This window comes from Nitrosospira sp. TNL200, from assembly GCF_055386305.1.
The window spans coordinates 2,811,188-2,829,691 of sequence record NZ_AP041003.1; the positions used below are offsets into that span (position 1 = coordinate 2,811,188).

Here is an 18,504-nt window from a genome sequence, read left to right on the forward strand (position 1 = left end):
GAAGGCCCTGGATAAGTCCGGGCCTGCATGCTTGAAGGGGTGGAAAGATGACGGTTGCCTGGCAAGAGCATTATCGTCGTTCGCCAGAGATATCCGAGTAGCCAAAATAGCCTGGGAAAATTCATATGCTGAGCCAGATGCTGGTCTTCCTGCTGGAAACAATGCTGAACCTTTTTTCGCTGGCGCTGCTGCTGCGTTTTTACATGCAACTGCTGCGCGCGCCGTACCGCAATCCACTATCCCAGTTTCTTATCGCGGTAACCGATTTCATGGTGCGGCCCGCACGGAAAATCATTCCAAGCTTTCGCGGCATGGATATGCCTACGCTCGTACTGGCATGGCTGACCAAGCTTGCGATGCTCGCGGGCGTGCTCATGCTCCAGGGATACAATTTCAGTTCCAGTGCCGGGATCGCGGCAGGCGGATTGAGCCTGCTGGCTCTGGTGGAGATCATCAAAACCACGCTATATATATTCATGGTGGCAATAATCATCCAGGCCATCCTGTCCTGGATCAATCCCTATAGCCCGCTGGCGCCGCTGCTCGACAGTTTCACCCGACCCATACTGGGAGCCATCCGCGGGCGTGTTCCGCCCATAGGCAACGTCGATCTGTCGCCACTGTTCGTGCTGATCATTATCCAGTTGCTGTTGTTCGTGGTTGCCAGATCGGAAACGGAAATTGCCCGATTATTCTGATCCAGGTCGTCCCCTGTCGGCTCCGCACGGGGTATCAGGCTTGCAACAAGGCCGGATAGCATCTCATCCCTGCACCTGGTGCCAGATTATCGATAATCCGAAAGGGACAACGCTCGTCCTCAACCTCCATGTGCAGCCGGGGACGAAACGAACAGAAGTAGCCGGGTTGCATGGCGATGCGCTCAAAATCCGGCTATCCGCGCCACCGGTCGAAGGTGCTGCCAATGCCGAACTCATGGCATTCATCGCCCGGGCTTTTAGCGTGCCGCTACGGCAAGTAACGCTCAAACGAGGAACAAAATCCCGCCGCAAGGTGATCGAAATCGGGCAGGCGCTTCTCGGGCCGGAAGCGTTGTACAAACCAGTTCAGGGTCCCGAATAACTTCAATTCCGTCCCGTTTCATGTTTCATTTGAGCAGCCGGCAAACTCGCCTGAAACAGGAATGTCTGTCCGTTCTCGATAAAAAATTACTTGGCAATGGTGATGCTTGGCACGCCCACGCGGGGTATATCCGAAATGGTCATCTGGAATAGCAGGTATAACATCTGGAAGCCGTCCCGGTTCCAGCGGACAAGCGGGCCGGTGGTATTCACCGTGTAATACTGGTTATGCAGACGGATCGACAGGTCCGAGTCCAGGGGAGGCGAATCCGACACGATGATATCCATCGCCGCTACCGGGTTTTCATCATTAGTAACGGGAGGAGTGCGCGGATCTTTCTCTACTGGAAATTCGGGTTCATTACCCAGGGCCTGGCCAAGGAAATGAAGAATGGAATGAAAGCTCCTGAGCCGGAAGGTGCCGGTGATAGGCCATTCTCCCCCCACATGATTGGGGCGGATATCGAATGTCACATCGCTTGTCGCCCAGTCCTGGGCCGCGCCGCTCAACCGCGCGCGTTCCTCCGGGGACAGGATATCAGGATCGTAGTTGGTGATCAGGATGGGTCCGGCCACACGCTTGCGCAACGTGTAGGTATTGTCCTCTTTGTCATAAATGACAGAATACTCTTTCTCCAGCGCTTGGAAGCCTTCCGCTGAAACCGCTCCAGCCGGGATATTCCAGATATGCTCTACGGTCAACGGTTCAGTATAGAGCTGGTTCTGGTCCTGAATAGCCGACAGGTGCAGGGCCACGCGCCGGAACATCTCATAGCCTTGCCGGTCGGAAGGCGTGTTGCGATAGGCGATGTGTTGCCCGGATTGCTCGAGCCGCACTTCCTGCGCCATCAGCCGCAGCAAGTGATCCACGTCAAAGCGCTGACGCAGCAGCAGGGTAAATTTATTTTGCTGGAATGGAGTAAGCAACCGCTTCGTGAATTCCTCGCCTTCTATCGGAACAATACTGATGGTGGGGTTTTCCGCGATGCTACCGCCAAATATCGGCATAAGCACCGCTCCCGCGAGCCCTCCCAGTGCCGGAGTAGCACCCGCGCTGAAGCGAAAATCGAAAGTGGCGGCAACATTCGATACACCGGTAAAATGGACCGGCTGATGGTGGCGCGCCCGTGCAATATTCATCAGCAGTTGCTTGGAAGCTGCGCTGGTTATTGCTTCGTCATAGGCCAGGACGGCGCGGTTGAGTGCGATGGGCGATACGCAGCCGGTCAGCGCAAGCGCGAGCATGAGCCACGGCGTCAAATAAACAAAATGCCAGGTGGGACTCGGCCATGTGAAAGTGGGTCGTGTACGCCGTGTTTTCATCCAGATCTTCGGTAGGAAGTATGCAAATGAGGGCCCGTGCTATGTTCGCATAAATACCCCTGGCATTGTACAGTTACCTGTGCAGTTTCCGAACCGGATCGATTCCGCCTGGAACGCGAAGTCTCCATGGGACCCAGGAACTTCGCGGGAGCCCGTTAGTCTACCACCCAAGGCGCATAAGACCATATCGCTGCAGGAGATGGCGGGAAGCCGGATAAAGAGGTGTTTTTTTGCAGTGAGTCATTGCGGGCGAAATTTGCCGGATAAGGATGAATCACGCATCCGCATAATGTAAAATTCTGTTTCGGGTTTATATTGATCGGCAATGCTTATCGCCCGCGAATGTACGATGTCCTTTCGGTACATTGGAGACGATAGAAGCGATATTTTCAAACATGAGCATGAGGAGTTCGACCCGGTAGCCGCTCCCCACGCGTTGCAGAGGGAAAACCATGAAAGAAATCTTTATCTTGTCCGCATTGATTTCAAGCCTTGTCGTGATGAATGCGTTTGCAGATACTGACCATGGCAGCCATGGCCATGACCATCATGATAGCGTGGCTGATCCTTCCATCGGTAGCCCTGGCGATCCTGGCAGCGTATCGCGCACGATCGAAATAACCATGGTGGACAACCGCTTCAAGCCTGCGGATATAACGGTAAAGCAGGGAGAAACGATAAAATTCGTACTGAAAAATAGTGGAAAGAAAAAACACGAGATGATGATCGGCACTCCGGAAGAACTGGATGAGCATGCCAAGATAATGAAAAAATTTCCGGATATGGAACACCCCAATGAACCCAACATGATCACCATACAGCCGGGAAAAACGGGGCAGCTGATATGGCAATTCGCTGAAGCAGGCACCGTCAATTTTGCCTGCCCCTTGCCGGGTCACTCGAAAGGCATGCTTGGAACGATCAACGTGGAGGCCAAATGAAAACGTCGATTCATAAAATATTGGCCGGATCCATTCTTGCCGGCATACTGACCGGTTCGGCGCTTGCCTCTTCCACGGTGGAGGTCTACAAAAGCTCGACTTGCAAATGCTGCGCAAAATGGGTCGATCACATGCGCGCAAATGGCTTTACCGTCAATACCCATGACGTCGGCAATAAGGAAGCGCGAGAACTTGCCGGCATTTCCACCACGCTCGGTTCGTGTCACACCGCCCTTGTCGACGGATATGCAATCGAAGGGCACGTACCGGCGCAGGATATAAAACGTTTGCTCAGGGAACGTCCCCGCGCGACTGGCCTCACCGCTCCGGGCATGCCGCACGGTTCTCCAGGAATGGAAGGCGCGCGCAGCGATCCCTATGATGTGCTCCTGATCAACAAGCAGGGGGATACGACAGTGTATAGCCGCCACCTGCCCTCAGATCCGAAAGAGTCCATGATGAGATTGAAATGATCAGCATGAATCCTGGCGGGTATGAACAGCGTACGGGAACGAAGGAAGATCCCCTGCAGTTTCGCCCGGGAAATCCTGAATCCGGGACGCAATGGAGGGTGCAATCATGAGCATCCGCTGCTTCCTTCTCGCCACCGCGGCAGCCGCGTTCATGGCAGCTTGCGGAGAGTCAAAACCACCTGCTGCGCCCGCGACGACAGCAGCACCAGCGCAATCTGCACCCGCCCTGCCTCAATCAGAGGCTCCTGCTCCGCCCGCTTCACCCGCCGCGGAACCTGCTGTTCCGCCTGCAGAGGAAGCAAAGTCAACAACGCCTCCTGTTGCATCGGCACAGCCGCCAAAAAACCTGGCGGCGCGCAAACTCGATCCGGAAAAGATCAAGCGCGGCGAGGCTGTCTACCATAAAAATTGCGCGAGCTGCCATGGCCCGAATGGCGAGGCTACTTCCGGATGGAGAAATCCGGGCCCTGATGGGCGGTACCCGCCACCTCCGCTGGATGGCAGCGCTCATGCCTGGCACCACTCCACGGAAACGCTGGAAAGAATGATTCGATTAGGAAGCCCCGACGGTGCGGGGGGAATGCCGGCATGGGACGGCAGGCTGACAAACCAGGAGATAGACGATGTGATCGTCTGGATCAAATCCTTGTGGCCAGACGAGGTTTACGACATCTGGTATAAGGAAATCGAGGTCAAGCCTGAGCCGAAACAAAAATAGGGCCTGCCTGGGCTACCGGCGTAACCGTGATGAAGGTATTGCCGCTACCGGACGCAAGGCGAGGCAATACTATCCGTCGAATGGCATAGTGTGATGGCAGGTCAGCGAAATGACTGGCGCTGGCGCCGCCGCTATTTAGAAGCCGACTGTGTGGACTGCGCTGGCTCTGTTTTTTCAGCGCCCTTTTTTACCGATGAGCGAGCGGGAAGCTTCTCGCGGATACGCGCGGACTTGCCCGAGCGATCCCGCAGATAATAAAGTTTGGCGCGGCGGACATCCCCGCGGCGTTTGATTTCCACGCTGGCTATCAACGGCGAGTAGGTCTGAAAGGTTCGCTCCACGCCCTCGCCACTGGATACTTTGCGCACGGTAAAAGCCGAGTTCAGGCCGCGGTTGCGTTTGGCGATCACGACCCCCTCGTAAGCCTGTATCCGCTTGCGATCTCCTTCCACCACCTTGACATTCACCACCACGGTGTCGCCAGGTGCAAAATCAGGAATGGTCTTGCCAAGCCGGCTGATTTCTTCGCTTTCAAGTTGCTCGATGAGATTCATTGTTTACTCCTTGCCTTATTTTTTGATTCAATTGCTCAGCTGGTTGCATGCGCATGCCTGAATTCCTCCAGCAATTTCAGTTCCTCGCTCGTTAGTCCCCGCTCCATCTTCTGCGCCAGCAAATCCGGCCGCCTCAACCATGTCCTTCCCAATGACTGCTGGAGACGCCAGCGCCTGATAAGGGCATGATTACCGGACATCAGAACTTCGGGCACGGGGCTTCCCCGATAAACCTCAGGCCGCGTATAGTGAGGAAAATCCAGTAGCCTATCGACAAACGAATCCTGGCTGGCCGATTCCGGGTCGCCCAGGACGCCTGGAATTTGCCGCACCAGGCAGTCTATCAACACCATCGCAGGAAGCTCGCCTCCCGATAGCACGTAATCCCCGATGGAAATCTCCTCATCCACCTGGTGCGCAATCAGACGTTCGTCAATTCCTTCGTACCGCCCGGCCAGCAGCACTAACCCCGGCAACTCACTCAGTTCTCGGACCACATCGTGGTTCAGCATGCGCCCCTGGGGAGAAAGATAGATTACCTTTGTTTCCTTCAAGCCGCTGGCCAGCTGCCGATTTTTTGCTGCGATGATGGCTTTTTCCAGCGGCTCCGCCAGCATCACCATCCCCGGGCCGCCGCCGTAGGGACGGTCGTCAACCGTGCGATAATTATTTTCGGTAAAGTCCCGCGGATTCCACGCATGCAGCTGGTAACGATGATTTATACTCGCCCGGCCGGTTATGCCATGCTCGGTGATGGCCTTGAACATGCCCGGGAACAGCGTGATGACATCAAATTCACAAGTCATGCCCAATCCACGCCCCAATCCACCGTCATGCACCGCCCCTGCAGGTCCACCCGCACAACCACAGAACCAATAAAAGGAATCAACCGCTTTTTTTTATCCTCTTTATCCTCTGCGAGCCCCTGCACTTGAAGCACATCATTGGCGCCGGTCTCAAGCAGACCCGTTACTTTCCCCAGCTCTTCTCCCTGGAGATTGATGACTTCAAGACCGATCAGATCAGTCCAGTAATAACCATCCTTGCCGCTTCCTGATAACGCAGGCAACTGGCTTCGTGGAATCGCAACCTGCAGGCCCTTCAATCGGGCTGCCGCGGTGCGGTCTGCATATTGCTCAAGCAATGCAATCAACAGACCGCCATGAACCTCGCACCCGCTGACCGTGACTTTCTGCCATTTGCCGCCATCCGCATCCAGCCACCAGGCCCGGTACCGGGCCAATCCATCCGGATGTTCGGTATAGGGAAAAACCTTGATTCCGCCTGATACACCGAAAGGACCAGTAATGCGGCCCATTACCACCATCGGTTCGGCTGCTTCCTCCAGTTCAGCTTTCTGCGGCCTTTTGTTCCGCACCAAATCGCTTGACCAGCTTTGTCACGGTTTCCGACAATTGCGCACCCTGAGACCGCCAGTGATTGACACGATCCAATTGAATGCGCAAGGCTTCTTCGCCCTCGATCGCCCTGGGATTATAAAAACCGATGCGCTCGATGAATCTCCCGTCACGGGCATCGCGGGAATTCGCTACCACCATGTTAAAAAACGGGCGCTTCTTGGCGCCGCCTCGCGCCAGCCGAATTATGACCATAAATATTGTACCTTGGGGGCCTGAAACCGAAAAGGGTGTGATTTTACGGTAAAATTTGCCCTGTTAGCAAGTATAAAAATACCTGCGCAGATGGAAATCCGATTCGATAAACGCTGCTTTTCGGGAAAGCGCCGCGGTATCGACGCCTCAGGTGAAACACCGGAGTCAGTGCGCGCGCTCCCAGTTCGAGCCAATTCCCACTTCGACGAGCAACGGCACGTCGAGCTTCGCCACGTTGCCCATCAGTTCGGGAAGCGCGCGCCGCATGGTTTCAATTTCATTGTCCGGCACTTCCAGCACCAGTTCATCGTGAACCTGCATGATCAGTTTGCTGCGAAGGCTCGCCGCTGCCAGCCGGTCCCGCACGGCAATCATGGCAAGCTTGATAATGTCCGCCGCCGTGCCTTGCATGGGTGCATTGATTGCGGCGCGCTCGGCGGCCTGCCTGCGGTTGCCGTTGGAGCTATTGATCTCCGCCAGCCACAACTTTCGCCCGAACACTGTTTCCACATATCCCGCCTCCCTGGCGGTTTCCCTGGTCCGCTGCATGTAGTTTGCCACACCGGGATAGCGGGCGAAGTAGCGATCCATATATGCCCGCGCCGCCGCCCGCTCCAGACCGAGCTGCGACGAGAGGCCAAATTCCGACATGCCGTATATCAGGCCAAAATTTATAATTTTGGCATAACGGCGCTGTTCGTTGTCCACCGCATCCAGTGTGACCGCGAATACCTCTGCCGCGGTGGCGCGGTGGATATCCTCGCCTGCGGAAAAAGCTTCCAGCAATCTCGCATCCTGCGAGATGTGCGCCATGATGCGCAGTTCGATTTGCGAATAGTCGGCGGAGATGATGCTGTGGCCGGGCGAGGCGATAAATGCTTCTCGGATGCGCCGGCCTTCCGCGGTGCGCACCGGAATATTCTGTAAATTCGGTTCGTTGCTTGCCAGCCGCCCCGTGATGGCTACCGCCTGCGCATAATTCGTGTGAACTCTCCCCGTAGCCGTATCCACCATGCGGGGAAGCTTGTCGGTGTAGGTGGATTTAAGTTTGGCAAGGCCACGGTACTCAAGCAGAATTTTCGCCAGGGGATAATCCAGGGCAAGCCGCTGCAGCACATCCTCGTCGGTCGACGGCGCGCCACCAGGTGTCTTTTTGATGGCAGGCAGCTTGAGCTGGTTGAACAGCACTTCCCGCAATTGCGTGGTCGAATTGAGGTTGAAAGGATGTCCGGCAATCGCATGGGCCTGGCCCTCCAGCGCCAGCATCTTTTCCCCGAGTTCATGACTCTGGCATTCCAGCAGCTTGAGATCCAGCAACACGCCATTGCGCTCCATCTCAAACAGCACGTTCAGCGCTGGCATTTCAAGTGCGCGATAAATATAGTCGAGCTTTGGATCTGCGGAAATCTGTGGATACAGATGCTGATGCAGTTGCAGAGTGATATCCGCGTCCTCCGCGGCATAACGGGCGGCGCGTTCGATATCCACCTGATCAAAACCGATACGCGCGGCTCCCTTACCAGTCACCTCGTCGTATTTGATGGTTTTCGCGTCCAGATGCCGCAGCGCAAGACTGTCCATATCGTGGGGACGATGCGACTCGAGCACGTACGACTGCAATAGCGTGTCATGCGCAATGCCGTTCAACTCGATTCCATGGTTGGCAAAAACGTGTTTGTCATATTTGAGGTTCTGCCCCGCCTTGAGTCGGGTAGGATCCTGAAGCCAGGGCTTGAGCTGCTCGAGTACGTTGTCGATTGGCAACTGCTCCACAACGCCCGCATACCGGTGGGCAAGCGGCAGGTAAGCGGCACGACCAGGCTCGACTGAAAGCGCAATGCCGACGAGCCGCGCTTTCATGGGGTCCAGCGCTGTCGTTTCGGTATCCACGGAAACCAGCGGTGCGGCATTGATGCGCGCAAGCCATTCATCCAGCTGGTGCTGGCGAAGAATGGTTTCATAATCGATGGCAGGCATCCCGGCTGGTGGAAGATCCGCGCATGGGGATCCTTCGCTCGGAGAAGAAGCCGCCTCCGCTCCATCCATGCTGGGCTCCTGCCGCAACTCCCACAACCACGTCTTGAAATCCAGCTGCTCGAATAACGCCGCTAATTTTTTCGTGTCTCGCGGTTGCAGGCCAAGTTCATGCAGGCCCATGGGTAATTCGACATCACATTTGATGGTCAGAATCTCGCGAGACCGGTTCAGCCAGTCGACGGCCTTGCGCAAGTTCTCGCCCACCACGCCGCCGATCTCATCGCGATGGGCAACGAGATTGTCCAGGCTGCCATACTGGGAGAGCCATTTCACTGCCGTTTTCGGACCCACTTTTTCCACCCCCGGAATGTTGTCTGCGGCATCTCCCACCAGCGCAAGATAATCCAGCATGCAACCGGGCGCCACGCCAAATTTCGCAAGCACACCCGCCTCGTCGAGCGTTTCATTGCTCATGGTATTGACCAGCGTCACTTGCAGATTGACGAGCTGGGCGATATCCTTGTCTCCGGTGGATATTATGCAGCGCATGTTTTCGCGCTCCGCCTGCCTGGCCAGCGTACCGATCACATCGTCCGCCTCCACGCCCTCCACGACCAGCATCGGCCAGCCCATCGCGTCGATGCACTCCTGCAACGGCTGGATCTGCCTGGCGAGTTCATCAGGCATGGGTGGGCGATTGGATTTGTACTGGGCATACAAATCATCCCGGAACGTCCTGCCCTTTGCATCAAATACGCACGCGCTATAATGGGCTTTATAATCCTTGTGCAAGCGGCGCAGCATATTCAACACGCCATAGATCGCCCCGGTCGGTTCATTGTTCCGATTGCGCAATTCCGGAAGCGCATGAAAAGCGCGGTATAAATAGGATGATCCGTCAACCAACAGCAATGTTTTCATTTAACCCGGAGATTCCTGATGAGCGCGCAAGACAAATTAGCCCGTACCATGACAAACGACTTTCGCGAAAAAACGTGGTCTGCACGGGAATCGTGGCGCGTGTTTGGAATTATGGCAGAATTTGTCGAAGCAACGGAACGCTTGAACTCAATCAGGCCTGCGGTAAGCATTTTTGGCAGTGCGCGCACGCTTCCGGATCATCCATATTACAAGTTAACCGAACAGATTGCGCGGCAATTGTCCGATGCGGGTTTTTCCGTCATTTCGGGCGGTGGTCCGGGCATCATGGAGGCAGCAAACAAGGGAGCCTATTTCGGGACATCTCCCAGCGTCGGCTTGAACATCCAGCTCCCGCATGAGCAGCATCGCAATGTCTACCAGGACGTGAGCCAGACCTTCCATCATTTTTTCGCGCGGAAATACATGTTCGTGAAATTCGCCACGGCCTACGTCGTGCTGCCCGGCGGCTTTGGCACTCTCGATGAATTGATGGAAGCGCTTACGCTCGTGCAAACCGGCAAGACCCGGAAGATGCCCATCATCCTGGTATGCTCGGAATTTTGGGGTGGTATGGTGGACTGGCTCAAGCAATCGCTTATAGGCGAAGGAATGATCGCTCCGGAAGATATGGACCTGATACAGATCATCGATGAGCCTGCCAAGGTGGTCGATGCCATTTTCCAGTACTATGAGACACGGGGCTTCGAACCCTCCCCGGCCGAACGCGAGGTGCAACTCAATCTGTAGCGGCAGGTCTTATGGGATAGAATGAGCAAACTGACCTTTATGACTCCGTCGGGAGGCGCCATGCGTCGATTCACACTCGCATTGTTATTGAGCTCCGCACTACCGGTAGCAGCTCAATCCAGCGAGCCTAAAGGTTTGCGTCCGGTGCCGGAAGTACCAGAACCGCCGGAGCTCGCCCTGCCTTCGCCCGGCTCCGAGGATGACGCCTCGCTTGAGCCGCAGGTTACCATTACCAAGCGGGGAGAGGACAAGATCGAGGAATACCGTATCAACGGAAGGCTTTACATGATCAAGGTGACTCCCCGCATAGGCCTGCCATATTACCTGATAGACAATTTCGGAGACGGGACATTTGCCACGGGCACCGGCGGCCTCGATCAGGGCATCCGGCCGCCGATGTGGGTCATACAGCAGTTTTAAATTCCACAATCACAACAATGACGGAAGGACCGTTCCAGCTATTTGCTGTAGCGGCGCTGTTCCCGTTTTCTCATTCATGTCAGTTTTTACTACCGTTACCCAGAATCAGCTTTCGGCCTGGCTGAAAAATTATGCTCTCGGCACGTTGATAGATCTAAAGGGCATTTCATCGGGGATCGAAAACACGAATTATTTCGTTACGACCAGCCACGGCAGATATGTACTGACGCTCTTTGAGAAACTCACCTTCCCGGAATTGCCCTACTACCTGAATCTGATGGCGCACCTGTCGCACCACGGCATTCCCTGCCCCAATCCAGTAGCTGACCTCGATAACAATATGATGAGCGAACTCAATGGCAAGCCTGCAAGCATCGTTACCTGCCTTCCCGGAAAATCGGAAGAACGCCCGACTTCCGGCCATTGCGCAGAGGTGGGTGAACTACTGGCCAATATGCATCTGTCCGGACGCTCGTACCCGGAAAAAATGGAAAACTCCCGCGGTCCGAAATGGTGGAATGCCACGGCTCCGAGCCTGATGCCTTTTCTTACCCCGGAGGAAGCTGAAGTTCTCCAGTCGGAGTTGCGTTTCCAGTCGCTGTATCGTTCGGAAAACCTCCCACGCGGCGTCATCCACGCAGATCTTTTTCGTGATAATGTGTTATTTGTCGGTGATGCGATGGGAGGTGTAATCGACTTCTACTTTGCGTGCAATGACGTGCTGCTCTATGATCTTGCCATAGCCGCAAACGACTGGTGTTTGGGCGAAAACGGCCAACTGGATGCAGAACGGACGTTATCCTTGCTCGACTCCTATCATCGAACCCGCGCCCTCACCGATGGCGAACGCAACGCGTGGCCGGTGATGTTGCGCGCCGGAGCCTTGCGTTTCTGGGTATCGCGGCTCCATGATTATTATTTACCTCGCGCGGGTGAGCTTACTCATGTAAAGGACCCTGCGCACTTCATGCACATTCTGAAGACTCATTCGGCTTTCCACTCCGAACTGGGGGAAGTTTGGGTTTGAGCCATGGATCACTGGTTGAACCGGATAGCGGACTTTGCATTATCGGAGATAGAAATGGAAGTTAGACAGGTTGATGCAAAGCAAGGATGGCAATGGATCGTATCCGGCTTTTTCCTGTTTCGTAAAATTCCGCTGGTCTGGATAATCTTATGCACGACGCTATTGATGATTGCTATGGCGCTCTCGCTTATTCCGGTGGCGGGGCAGCTCATTTTCACACTGCTCTCGCCAGTATTCCTGGCTGGATTGATGATCGGGTGCAAAGCGCTGGAACAAGGCAAGGAGCTGGAGCTTTCACATCTGGTGGCGGGGTTTCATGGGGCCGCGACGCCTTTGATTACCATAGGGGGAATTTATCTGGTAGGACAAATACTGATCCTGGGCATCTTCATGCTGGTTGGAGGAGATGTGCTGATGGGTCTGTTGATGGAAGGAAAGCGGGTGGATGAGAACGAATTGAAGTCCGTATCCGGCGACATGCTATCCGCCTCCCTGGTGGCGCTGACCCTATCCATTCCATTGATGATGTCGGCCTGGTTTGCACCCCTGCTGGTGATATTCAAGGATATGGGCGCGCTGGAATCGATGCGGATGAGTTTTTTCGCCTGCTTGAAGAACGTGGTCGCATTTCAGCTTTACGCCATAATCGCCCTGGTGCTGATGGTGCTTGCGGCGATGCCTTATGGCCTGGGGCTGTTTGTCCTGGTGCCCACGCTGTTTGGCTCGATATATGCAAGCTACAGGGACATTTTTCCACAAACGCCGGAACCGGCTTGAGTCATGGCTTTACTGGTAACGCGGGTTATCCCGGGTCACGCCGGCGTCAGCTTGGCGTATTCCAGCAGTAACCACTTCGTCCCGGTGCGGTTGAATCGAACTTCCACACGGGCATCCGCACCCCTCCCTTCGCAACTCAGGATAACCCCCGCGCCAAACTTGGGATGAATGACATTCTGCCCTATCCTCCAACGCGAGGATGTAGCATTCTGTGTCGCCGCCGGCGCCGTGCCCTGCATGCTGCCGGCCGTCTGCCCCGAGGACCGATCGAACGGTGAATTCCAGGCCTCCGCGCTCCTGGTCGATCCTTTCTGCTGGGGCTTCAGCCACTTGAGCAAATTTTCGGGAATTTCCTGCAGAAAACGCGAAGGAATGTTATAGCGTGTCTGTCCATGCAGCATCCGGCTCTGAGAAAAACTCAGGTAGAGCCGGCGCCGGGCCCGGGTCACTGCCACGTACATCAAACGTCTTTCTTCTTCCAGCCCCCCCGTTTCGTTGCGGCTGTTATCGTGAGGAAACAGGCCCTCTTCCAATCCGCTCAGAAAAACACTATGGAACTCCAGTCCTTTCGCGGAATGCACAGTCATCAGTTGCAGCGCGTCCCGCCCTTCTCCGGCCTGATGCTCTCCTGCTTCCAGTGAGGCATGGCTGAGAAAGGCCGCAAGGCTGTCGTCTTCGGCCTCATGCACGAAACTGGCGGCAGCGTTGACCAGTTCATTCAAGTTTTCCAGGCGATCTGCTCCCTCACGCTCGGCACGGTAATGCGCCGCCAGTCCGCTGTGCTCCACGACATGCTCCACGACTTCGGGCAACGGCAGTTTCTCGCACCCATGGCGCATAAACTCGATCAAGGCTATAAAACCGCCAACGCCTTTCTTCGTTTGCTCCGAGGCTGTCCGGCCAGCGCCGGAAGAGGCACCCGGCAGGGTATTTGCCGGCGGGGGTGCAAGTCTCCCGCAGCGCTCCAGCATGGCTGACCACAAACTTGCGCCCTGCCGGGAAGCGTCGTCCTGGATCTGCTCCAGGCTGCGCGTTCCGATACCGCGGGTGGGGAAATTGACGATCCGCAATAGTGCGCTGTCATCATTCGGATTGGCTATCAGGCGAAGGTAAGCCAATGCATGCTTGATTTCCTGGCGCTCGAAAAAACGCATGCCGCCATAGACGCGATAGGCCAGGGCAGCATTGAACAGCGCATGTTCGAGCACCCGTGACTGGGCGTTGGAACGGTAGAGCAACGCAATCTGTGAAAGCGCTATGCCCTCCGAATGCAGCGACTTCACTTCTTCCACGACAAATGCCGCTTCATCGAGATCGGTGAGCGCGTTGTATACGCGTATCAGTTCGCCATGGCCTTCCGAAGTCCAGAGATTCTTCCCGAGACGGCCGCTATTGTTGCGGATCAGTGTATTTGCCGCGCTCAGGATGTTGCCGTGAGAGCGATAATTTTGTTCCAGCTTGATAATTTTTGAAATATGAAAGTCACGCTCGAACTCTTTCATATTCCCCGTATTCGCTCCGCGGAAAGCATAGATACTCTGATCGTCGTCGCCAACCGCGAACACCGCTGTCCGGCTTCCCGCAAGCAGCCTCAGCCATTTGTATTGCAAGCGGCTGGTATCCTGAAACTCGTCCACAAGGATATGAATAAAGCGCGACCGGTAATGTTCACGAATAATTTCGTTTCGGACCAGCAGTTCGTAACTGCGAAGCAGCAGTTCGGCGAAATCCGCCACGCCTTCCTTGTTGCACTGTTGCTCATAGGGCAAATAAAACTCAACCATCTTGCGGGTGAAATCGTCATAAGCTTCGACCTCCGCAGCCCGCATCCCCTCCTCTTTCGCATTATTGATAAACCATTGAACCTGGCGCGGAGCAAACTTTTCCTCGTCCGCTCCCAACCCCTTCAATATCCGCTTGATGAGCGCCAACTGGTCGGCGGAGTCGAGGATCTGGAAAGCCTGCGGCAGGCCTGCATCGTGGTAATGGGCGCGTAGCAACCGATTGCACAACCCATGGAACGTGCCTATCCACATGCCGCGCGTATTGATCGGCAGCATGGAAGAAATACGCACGAGCATCTCCTTTGCTGCCTTGTTGGTAAAAGTGACGGCGAGCACGCCATGGGGGCTTGCTTGCCCGGACTGGATCAAATGCGCGATTCTTGTGGTAAGCACACGCGTCTTGCCGCTGCCGGCGCCTGCCAGCACCAGTGCTGACTGGTGCGGCAGGGTTACCGCCTCAAGTTGTTCAGGATTCAGATCTGAAAGCATGGAAGACATTCAAAAAACCGTCTCGGCAGGCCGCTGGCTGAAACAGAGTGGTTGAGCCATCCGTCTGGAATAGCCTTGCAGCCCATGAAACGGGGAAGGCAAGCCGCATCGCTTCGTGACGGGCTCGCCGTTTTGGCTTGAGATCAGGAAGATGCCGCCTATTTGTTTCGGCTTTTCGATACCAGATCCAGGATCAGCGGGGTCAATATCAATTCGATTGCAAGTCCCATCTTCCCGCCCGGAACCACAATCGAATTCGGCCGGGACATGAACGAATCGTGAATCATCGCAAGAAGATAAGGAAAATCCACTCCTTTGGGTTCCCGAAAACGGATCACGACGAAACTTTCGTCCAGGGTAGGAATATCACGGGCAATGAAAGGGTTGGACGTATCGACCGTGGGCACACGCTGGAAATTGATATGCGTCCGGGAAAACTGGGGCGTGATGTAGTGCACGTAGTCGTACATGCGGCGAAGAATGGTGTGAGTCACCGCTTCGGCTGAATAGCCACGCGCGTTCATGTCCCGATGGATTTTTTGAATCCACTCCAGATTGACGATAGGTACCACACCCACCAGCAGATCCACGTATTGCGCCACATCAGCTGTTTCGCTTTTCACCCCTCCATGCAAGCCTTCATAGAAGAGCATGTCCGATCCAGGCTTGATCCCCGACCATGGGGTAAAAGTGCCCGCCTTCCGCTTGTGAGGCGCAGCTTCTTCGTCGTTATGCAGATATAAGCGGGTCTCGCCTCCTCCGCTCTCTCCATACTCCTTGAACAGAGCCTCCAGCTTTTCGAACTCATTCGCTTCCGGGCCAAAATGACTGATGGGGTGACCGCCATCCTTCTCCGATTCCGCGACTGCGGCTTTCATTGCGTCCCGGTCATAGCGGTGGAAACTGTCGCCCTCCACCACCGCGACAGCCAGCTTCTCGCGACGAAAGATATGCTCGAAACTATTTTTAACGGTCGATGTCCCGGCGCCGGATGATCCGGTAACGGCGATAACGGGGTGCTTTTGCGACATACTGGTATTCTCCTCGATATAAATATAATTAGTATCGCAGCCAGGGCCTCATGGGCGGAGATCGACCTGGGCAGCGGCTTTTTTGTGAAACATGATACCTGTTTTCCACGGATTTGGGCTTGTATCGCATGGGATTTTAGCGTGATCGGGTCCAGTCCATAATCCTAAATCCGCCCTGTAGCGAACTCACCACGCAGGTGAACGTCGTGTATCGCGAAAATCTTTGTGGATCATGGTTCTAAGCTAAAAAAAGCGCGGTCGACTGCCGGATTTAGGATAATGCCTGGGAAGGTATGGTCGCCGGAAAGGCGCGGTTTGACATTTGCCCCGGTGCAGCATAAAATGCTCGGCTTTACCGAATAAGCAGGGCTAGCTCGTGAAAACCTTTTCAGCCAAACCACACGAAGTGCATCGCGACTGGTTCGTGATCGACGCGGCCGACAAGGTGCTGGGTCGTCTCGCTGCGGAGATTGCCCATCGTCTCCGCGGGAAACATAAACCCATCTTTACGCCTCATGTGGACACGGGTGATTTCATTATCGTGGTGAACGTGGATAAGTTGCGTATCACCGGAAACAAAGCGGAAGCCAAGAATTATTACCGTCACACGGGATATCCCGGCGGCATTTACGAGACAAATTTCGCGAAAATGCACGCACGCTTTCCCGGCCGACCGCTGGAAAAAGCGGTAAAGGGAATGCTGCCAAAGGGTCCGCTGGGATATGCGATGTTAAAGAAACTCAAGATCTATGCAGGGGCGGCACATCCGCACGCGGCGCAGCAACCGCGGCAACTTGAAGTCAGGGGTTGATATATGGGTATAAGCTATAGTTATGGCACCGGCCGCCGGAAAAGTGCGGTGGCGCGCGTGTTTATCAAACCGGGAACAGGCTCGATAACTGTCAATGACAAGCCCGTGGACAGCTTCTTTTCTCGCGAGACAGGCCGCATGGTAGTGCGACAGCCTCTCGAACTGACTGGGAACCTGACGACTTTCGATATTATCGTCAATATCCACGGCGGTGGAGAATCAGGACAAGCTGGCGCTGTCCGCCATGGCATTACGCGCGCGTTGATGGATTATGATCCAGCGCTCAAGCCGGTACTGAGCAATGCGGGCCTGGTTACGCGGGATGCGCGTGAAGTCGAAAGAAAGAAGGTCGGATTGCGAAAAGCACGCCGCCGCAAGCAATTTTCCAAGAGATAAGCTGCATTCTCTTTCTGAAAGTAAAAACACCAAAAGCCGCCCGTTTCTGGCGGCTTTTTTATTTGTTGCTTATAATCAAAGGTGGATAGCAGGCAGGCCGCAGACAGATTCTCATTTACCTCATTTTGAGAAATACCTGATGATTAAAGTTGGCATTGTAGGGGGAACAGGCTATACCGGGGTGGAGCTCCTGCGTATCCTGTCACAGCATCCCGAGGCAAGCCTGAGGGCCATCACTTCCCGCAAGGAAGCAGGCATGGCCGTCACAGATCTTTTTCCCAGTCTCCGCGGGCGTATCTCTCTCAAGTTTTCCGATCCGGCGGAGGCGGAACTCGGTCAATGTGACATCGTGTTTTTTGCTACGCCGAATGGTATTGCCATGCAGCAGATCCGGCCGTTGCTGGATCAAGGAGTCCGGATAATCGATCTCGCAGCCGATTTTCGTATTCAGGATGTAAGCATATGGGAAAAATGGTACAGGATGCCTCATGCCTGTCCCGACCTGGTCCAGGAGGCGGTATATGGATTGCCTGAAATCAACCGCGACAGAATCAAAAGCGCGCGGCTCATAGCCAATCCCGGCTGCTATCCCACTGCTGTGCAGCTGGGGTTCCTGCCGCTGGTGGAAGCGGGTATTGCCGATCTGGAACATCTCATAGCGGATGCCAAATCCGGGGTTTCCGGGGCGGGCCGTAATGCCGAAATACATACCCTGTTTGCCGAGGCTTCGGATAACTTCAAAGCCTATGGAGTCCCTGGACATCGCCACCTCCCGGAAATCCGGCAGGGGCTGTCCCTGATGGCGAAGCAGCCGGTCGGCTTGACGTTTGTTCCACATCTTACTCCCATGATCCGGGGTATTCATGCCACGCTTTATGCCAGGCTTACGTCCGATATCGACCTTCAGGCGTTATACGAAAAACGATATGCCGGTGAGCCATTCGTGGATGTCCTGCCCAAAGGATCTCATCCGGAAACCCGGAGCGTGCGAGGTTCCAACGCATGCCGCATCGCCGTTCATCGACCTCAGGATGGCGAAACCGCCGTCATACTTTCCGTCACCGACAACCTTGTCAAAGGAGCGGCGGGACAAGCAGTGCAGAATATGAATCTCATGTTTGGTTTCCCGGAAACCATGGCTATTGATGGTGCCCCCCTGGTACCCTAGGTGTAGTTTCTCACCACGTTGTTCACTGTCAAACCGAGACGTGAAGCTGGGGGTTGTTTACCGATAGCCGAGTGAGGGCGATGGGAATTATAGTGTTCGATCCAGAAGGGCAATTCGCGGGTACGGGCATCTGAATCGGGATAACAATAAACATAAGCCCATTTCCGCAGCAGCGTCTGGATAAAGCGCTCTGCCTTGCCATGGGTGCGTGGCGTATAAGGACGGGTGCGCAGATGCCTGATTTTCAGGCGGCGC

20 protein-coding genes and 1 pseudogene are annotated in these 18,504 nt (G+C 55.1%); 12 read left to right on the forward strand and 9 right to left on the reverse strand.

Translation table 11 applies throughout. The features are described from left to right. Window positions 1–125 precede the first annotated feature (125 nt). Together ACZ5CE_RS12725 and ACZ5CE_RS12730 are read left to right on the forward strand one after the other, a co-directional pair. The gene (locus tag ACZ5CE_RS12725; protein WP_464575280.1) at window positions 126–698 is read left to right on the forward strand and encodes a YggT family protein; all 573 of its coding nucleotides are present in this window, start codon (window positions 126–128) and stop codon (window positions 696–698) included. Continuing rightward, a complete protein-coding gene (locus ACZ5CE_RS12730) occupies window positions 682–1,080 on the forward strand; it encodes a DUF167 domain-containing protein (protein ID WP_464575281.1) in 399 nt (132 codons plus the stop codon). The genes ACZ5CE_RS12725 and ACZ5CE_RS12730 overlap by 17 nt, the downstream gene beginning before the upstream one ends. Window positions 1,081–1,166: 86 nt before the next feature. Here the strand turns inward: ACZ5CE_RS12730 and ACZ5CE_RS12735 are convergent, their stop codons facing one another. After that, window positions 1,167–2,402, reverse strand: coding sequence for a hypothetical protein (locus ACZ5CE_RS12735; protein ID WP_464575282.1), 1,236 nt, complete (start codon window positions 2,400–2,402; stop codon window positions 1,167–1,169). 452 nt (window positions 2,403–2,854) lie between these two features. On the opposite strand from ACZ5CE_RS12735, the gene ACZ5CE_RS12740 reads away from it, so the two are divergent. The 3 genes from ACZ5CE_RS12740 (at window position 2,855) to ACZ5CE_RS12750 (ending at window position 4,534) form a co-directional block, all read left to right on the forward strand. Beyond that, a complete protein-coding gene (locus tag ACZ5CE_RS12740; protein ID WP_464575283.1) occupies window positions 2,855–3,343 on the forward strand; it encodes a cupredoxin domain-containing protein in 489 nt (162 codons plus the stop codon). Next, window positions 3,340–3,816 (forward strand): DUF411 domain-containing protein, encoded by a 477-nt coding sequence (locus ACZ5CE_RS12745; protein WP_464575284.1) that lies wholly within the window; start codon window positions 3,340–3,342, stop codon window positions 3,814–3,816. Before ACZ5CE_RS12740 ends, ACZ5CE_RS12745 begins: the two co-directional genes overlap by 4 nt. A 106-nt stretch (window positions 3,817–3,922) precedes the next feature. Beyond that, on the forward strand, window positions 3,923–4,534 hold the full coding sequence (locus tag ACZ5CE_RS12750; protein WP_464575285.1) for a c-type cytochrome: 612 nt from the start codon (window positions 3,923–3,925) through the stop codon (window positions 4,532–4,534). 131 nt (window positions 4,535–4,665) lie between these two features. On the opposite strand, the gene rplS is transcribed toward ACZ5CE_RS12750, so the two are convergent. From rplS to polA, 5 genes are all read right to left on the reverse strand, one after another. Then, entirely contained in the window at window positions 4,666–5,088 is a 423-nt protein-coding gene (gene rplS, locus ACZ5CE_RS12755) for a 50S ribosomal protein L19 (protein ID WP_464575286.1), read from the reverse strand. 35 nt (window positions 5,089–5,123) lie between these two features. Continuing rightward, on the reverse strand, window positions 5,124–5,894 hold the full coding sequence (gene trmD / locus ACZ5CE_RS12760) for a tRNA (guanosine(37)-N1)-methyltransferase TrmD (protein ID WP_464575287.1): 771 nt from the start codon (window positions 5,892–5,894) through the stop codon (window positions 5,124–5,126). Further along, the gene (rimM, locus tag ACZ5CE_RS12765) at window positions 5,891–6,406 is read right to left on the reverse strand and encodes a ribosome maturation factor RimM (protein ID WP_464575288.1); all 516 of its coding nucleotides are present in this window, start codon (window positions 6,404–6,406) and stop codon (window positions 5,891–5,893) included. Before rimM ends, trmD begins: the two co-directional genes overlap by 4 nt. Window positions 6,407–6,437: 31 nt before the next feature. Further along, window positions 6,438–6,701: a 30S ribosomal protein S16 gene (gene rpsP / locus ACZ5CE_RS12770; RefSeq protein ID WP_464575289.1), complete on the reverse strand. Its 264-nt coding sequence runs from the start codon at window positions 6,699–6,701 to the stop codon at window positions 6,438–6,440. A 165-nt stretch (window positions 6,702–6,866) separates the two neighbouring features. Then, window positions 6,867–9,599: a DNA polymerase I gene (gene polA / locus ACZ5CE_RS12775; protein ID WP_464575290.1), complete on the reverse strand. Its 2,733-nt coding sequence runs from the start codon at window positions 9,597–9,599 to the stop codon at window positions 6,867–6,869. A gap of 18 nt (window positions 9,600–9,617) precedes the next feature. Between polA and ACZ5CE_RS12780 the strand changes: the two genes are divergently transcribed. The 4 genes from ACZ5CE_RS12780 (at window position 9,618) to ACZ5CE_RS12795 (ending at window position 12,570) form a co-directional block, all read left to right on the forward strand. Next, window positions 9,618–10,346: an LOG family protein gene (locus ACZ5CE_RS12780; protein WP_464575292.1), complete on the forward strand. Its 729-nt coding sequence runs from the start codon at window positions 9,618–9,620 to the stop codon at window positions 10,344–10,346. 21 nt (window positions 10,347–10,367) lie between these two features. Then, complete coding sequence (locus ACZ5CE_RS12785; protein ID WP_464575293.1) at window positions 10,368–10,766, forward strand: DUF2782 domain-containing protein; 399 nt, start codon at window positions 10,368–10,370, stop codon at window positions 10,764–10,766. Window positions 10,767–10,842: 76 nt separating this feature from the next. After that, window positions 10,843–11,793 (forward strand): homoserine kinase, encoded by a 951-nt coding sequence (locus ACZ5CE_RS12790; RefSeq protein ID WP_464575294.1) that lies wholly within the window; start codon window positions 10,843–10,845, stop codon window positions 11,791–11,793. Window positions 11,794–11,847: 54 nt separating this feature from the next. Then, on the forward strand, window positions 11,848–12,570 hold the full coding sequence (locus tag ACZ5CE_RS12795; protein ID WP_464575296.1) for a BPSS1780 family membrane protein: 723 nt from the start codon (window positions 11,848–11,850) through the stop codon (window positions 12,568–12,570). Between the two features lie 35 nt (window positions 12,571–12,605). Here the strand turns inward: ACZ5CE_RS12795 and ACZ5CE_RS12800 are convergent, their stop codons facing one another. Together ACZ5CE_RS12800 and ACZ5CE_RS12805 are read right to left on the reverse strand one after the other, a co-directional pair. Continuing rightward, entirely contained in the window at window positions 12,606–14,852 is a 2,247-nt protein-coding gene (locus ACZ5CE_RS12800) for a UvrD-helicase domain-containing protein (protein WP_464575297.1), read from the reverse strand. Window positions 14,853–15,001: 149 nt separating this feature from the next. Then, on the reverse strand, window positions 15,002–15,874 hold the full coding sequence (locus tag ACZ5CE_RS12805) for a phosphoribulokinase (RefSeq protein ID WP_464575298.1): 873 nt from the start codon (window positions 15,872–15,874) through the stop codon (window positions 15,002–15,004). A 376-nt stretch (window positions 15,875–16,250) separates the two neighbouring features. On the opposite strand from ACZ5CE_RS12805, the gene rplM reads away from it, so the two are divergent. From rplM to argC, 3 genes are all read left to right on the forward strand, one after another. After that, the gene (rplM, locus tag ACZ5CE_RS12810; protein ID WP_464575299.1) at window positions 16,251–16,685 is read left to right on the forward strand and encodes a 50S ribosomal protein L13; all 435 of its coding nucleotides are present in this window, start codon (window positions 16,251–16,253) and stop codon (window positions 16,683–16,685) included. 3 nt (window positions 16,686–16,688) lie between these two features. Beyond that, window positions 16,689–17,081: a 30S ribosomal protein S9 gene (gene rpsI / locus ACZ5CE_RS12815; RefSeq protein WP_464575300.1), complete on the forward strand. Its 393-nt coding sequence runs from the start codon at window positions 16,689–16,691 to the stop codon at window positions 17,079–17,081. 139 nt (window positions 17,082–17,220) lie between these two features. After that, window positions 17,221–18,249 (forward strand): N-acetyl-gamma-glutamyl-phosphate reductase, encoded by a 1,029-nt coding sequence (argC, locus tag ACZ5CE_RS12820; RefSeq protein WP_464575301.1) that lies wholly within the window; start codon window positions 17,221–17,223, stop codon window positions 18,247–18,249. Here argC and ACZ5CE_RS12825 read toward each other — a convergent pair. Continuing rightward, window positions 18,246–18,503, reverse strand: a pseudogene (locus tag ACZ5CE_RS12825) (integrase core domain-containing protein); the annotation flags it as partial. The gene argC and the pseudogene ACZ5CE_RS12825 overlap by 4 nt on opposite strands. Between the last annotated feature and the right edge of the window lies 1 nt (window position 18,504).

Coding starts and splice junctions, on each gene's coding strand:
- ACZ5CE_RS12805 (WP_464575298.1), bottom strand. CDS start 15,874: ATGTCGCAAAAGCACCCCGTTATCGCCGTTACCGGATCATCCGGCGCC.
- rimM (WP_464575288.1), bottom strand. CDS start 6,406: ATGGGCCGCATTACTGGTCCTTTCGGTGTATCAGGCGGAATCAAGGTT.
- rpsI (WP_464575300.1), top strand. CDS start 16,689: ATGGGTATAAGCTATAGTTATGGCACCGGCCGCCGGAAAAGTGCGGTG.
- polA (WP_464575290.1), bottom strand. CDS start 9,599: ATGAAAACATTGCTGTTGGTTGACGGATCATCCTATTTATACCGCGCT.
- rplS (WP_464575286.1), bottom strand. CDS start 5,088: ATGAATCTCATCGAGCAACTTGAAAGCGAAGAAATCAGCCGGCTTGGC.
- ACZ5CE_RS12800 (WP_464575297.1), bottom strand. CDS start 14,852: ATGTCTTCCATGCTTTCAGATCTGAATCCTGAACAACTTGAGGCGGTA.
- ACZ5CE_RS12780 (WP_464575292.1), top strand. CDS start 9,618: ATGAGCGCGCAAGACAAATTAGCCCGTACCATGACAAACGACTTTCGC.
- rpsP (WP_464575289.1), bottom strand. CDS start 6,701: ATGGTCATAATTCGGCTGGCGCGAGGCGGCGCCAAGAAGCGCCCGTTT.
- ACZ5CE_RS12725 (WP_464575280.1), top strand. CDS start 126: ATGCTGAGCCAGATGCTGGTCTTCCTGCTGGAAACAATGCTGAACCTT.
- ACZ5CE_RS12740 (WP_464575283.1), top strand. CDS start 2,855: ATGAAAGAAATCTTTATCTTGTCCGCATTGATTTCAAGCCTTGTCGTG.
- argC (WP_464575301.1), top strand. CDS start 17,221: ATGATTAAAGTTGGCATTGTAGGGGGAACAGGCTATACCGGGGTGGAG.
- trmD (WP_464575287.1), bottom strand. CDS start 5,894: ATGACTTGTGAATTTGATGTCATCACGCTGTTCCCGGGCATGTTCAAG.
- ACZ5CE_RS12735 (WP_464575282.1), bottom strand. CDS start 2,402: ATGAAAACACGGCGTACACGACCCACTTTCACATGGCCGAGTCCCACC.
- ACZ5CE_RS12750 (WP_464575285.1), top strand. CDS start 3,923: ATGAGCATCCGCTGCTTCCTTCTCGCCACCGCGGCAGCCGCGTTCATG.
- ACZ5CE_RS12795 (WP_464575296.1), top strand. CDS start 11,848: ATGGAAGTTAGACAGGTTGATGCAAAGCAAGGATGGCAATGGATCGTA.
- ACZ5CE_RS12785 (WP_464575293.1), top strand. CDS start 10,368: ATGAGCAAACTGACCTTTATGACTCCGTCGGGAGGCGCCATGCGTCGA.
- ACZ5CE_RS12745 (WP_464575284.1), top strand. CDS start 3,340: ATGAAAACGTCGATTCATAAAATATTGGCCGGATCCATTCTTGCCGGC.
- ACZ5CE_RS12790 (WP_464575294.1), top strand. CDS start 10,843: ATGTCAGTTTTTACTACCGTTACCCAGAATCAGCTTTCGGCCTGGCTG.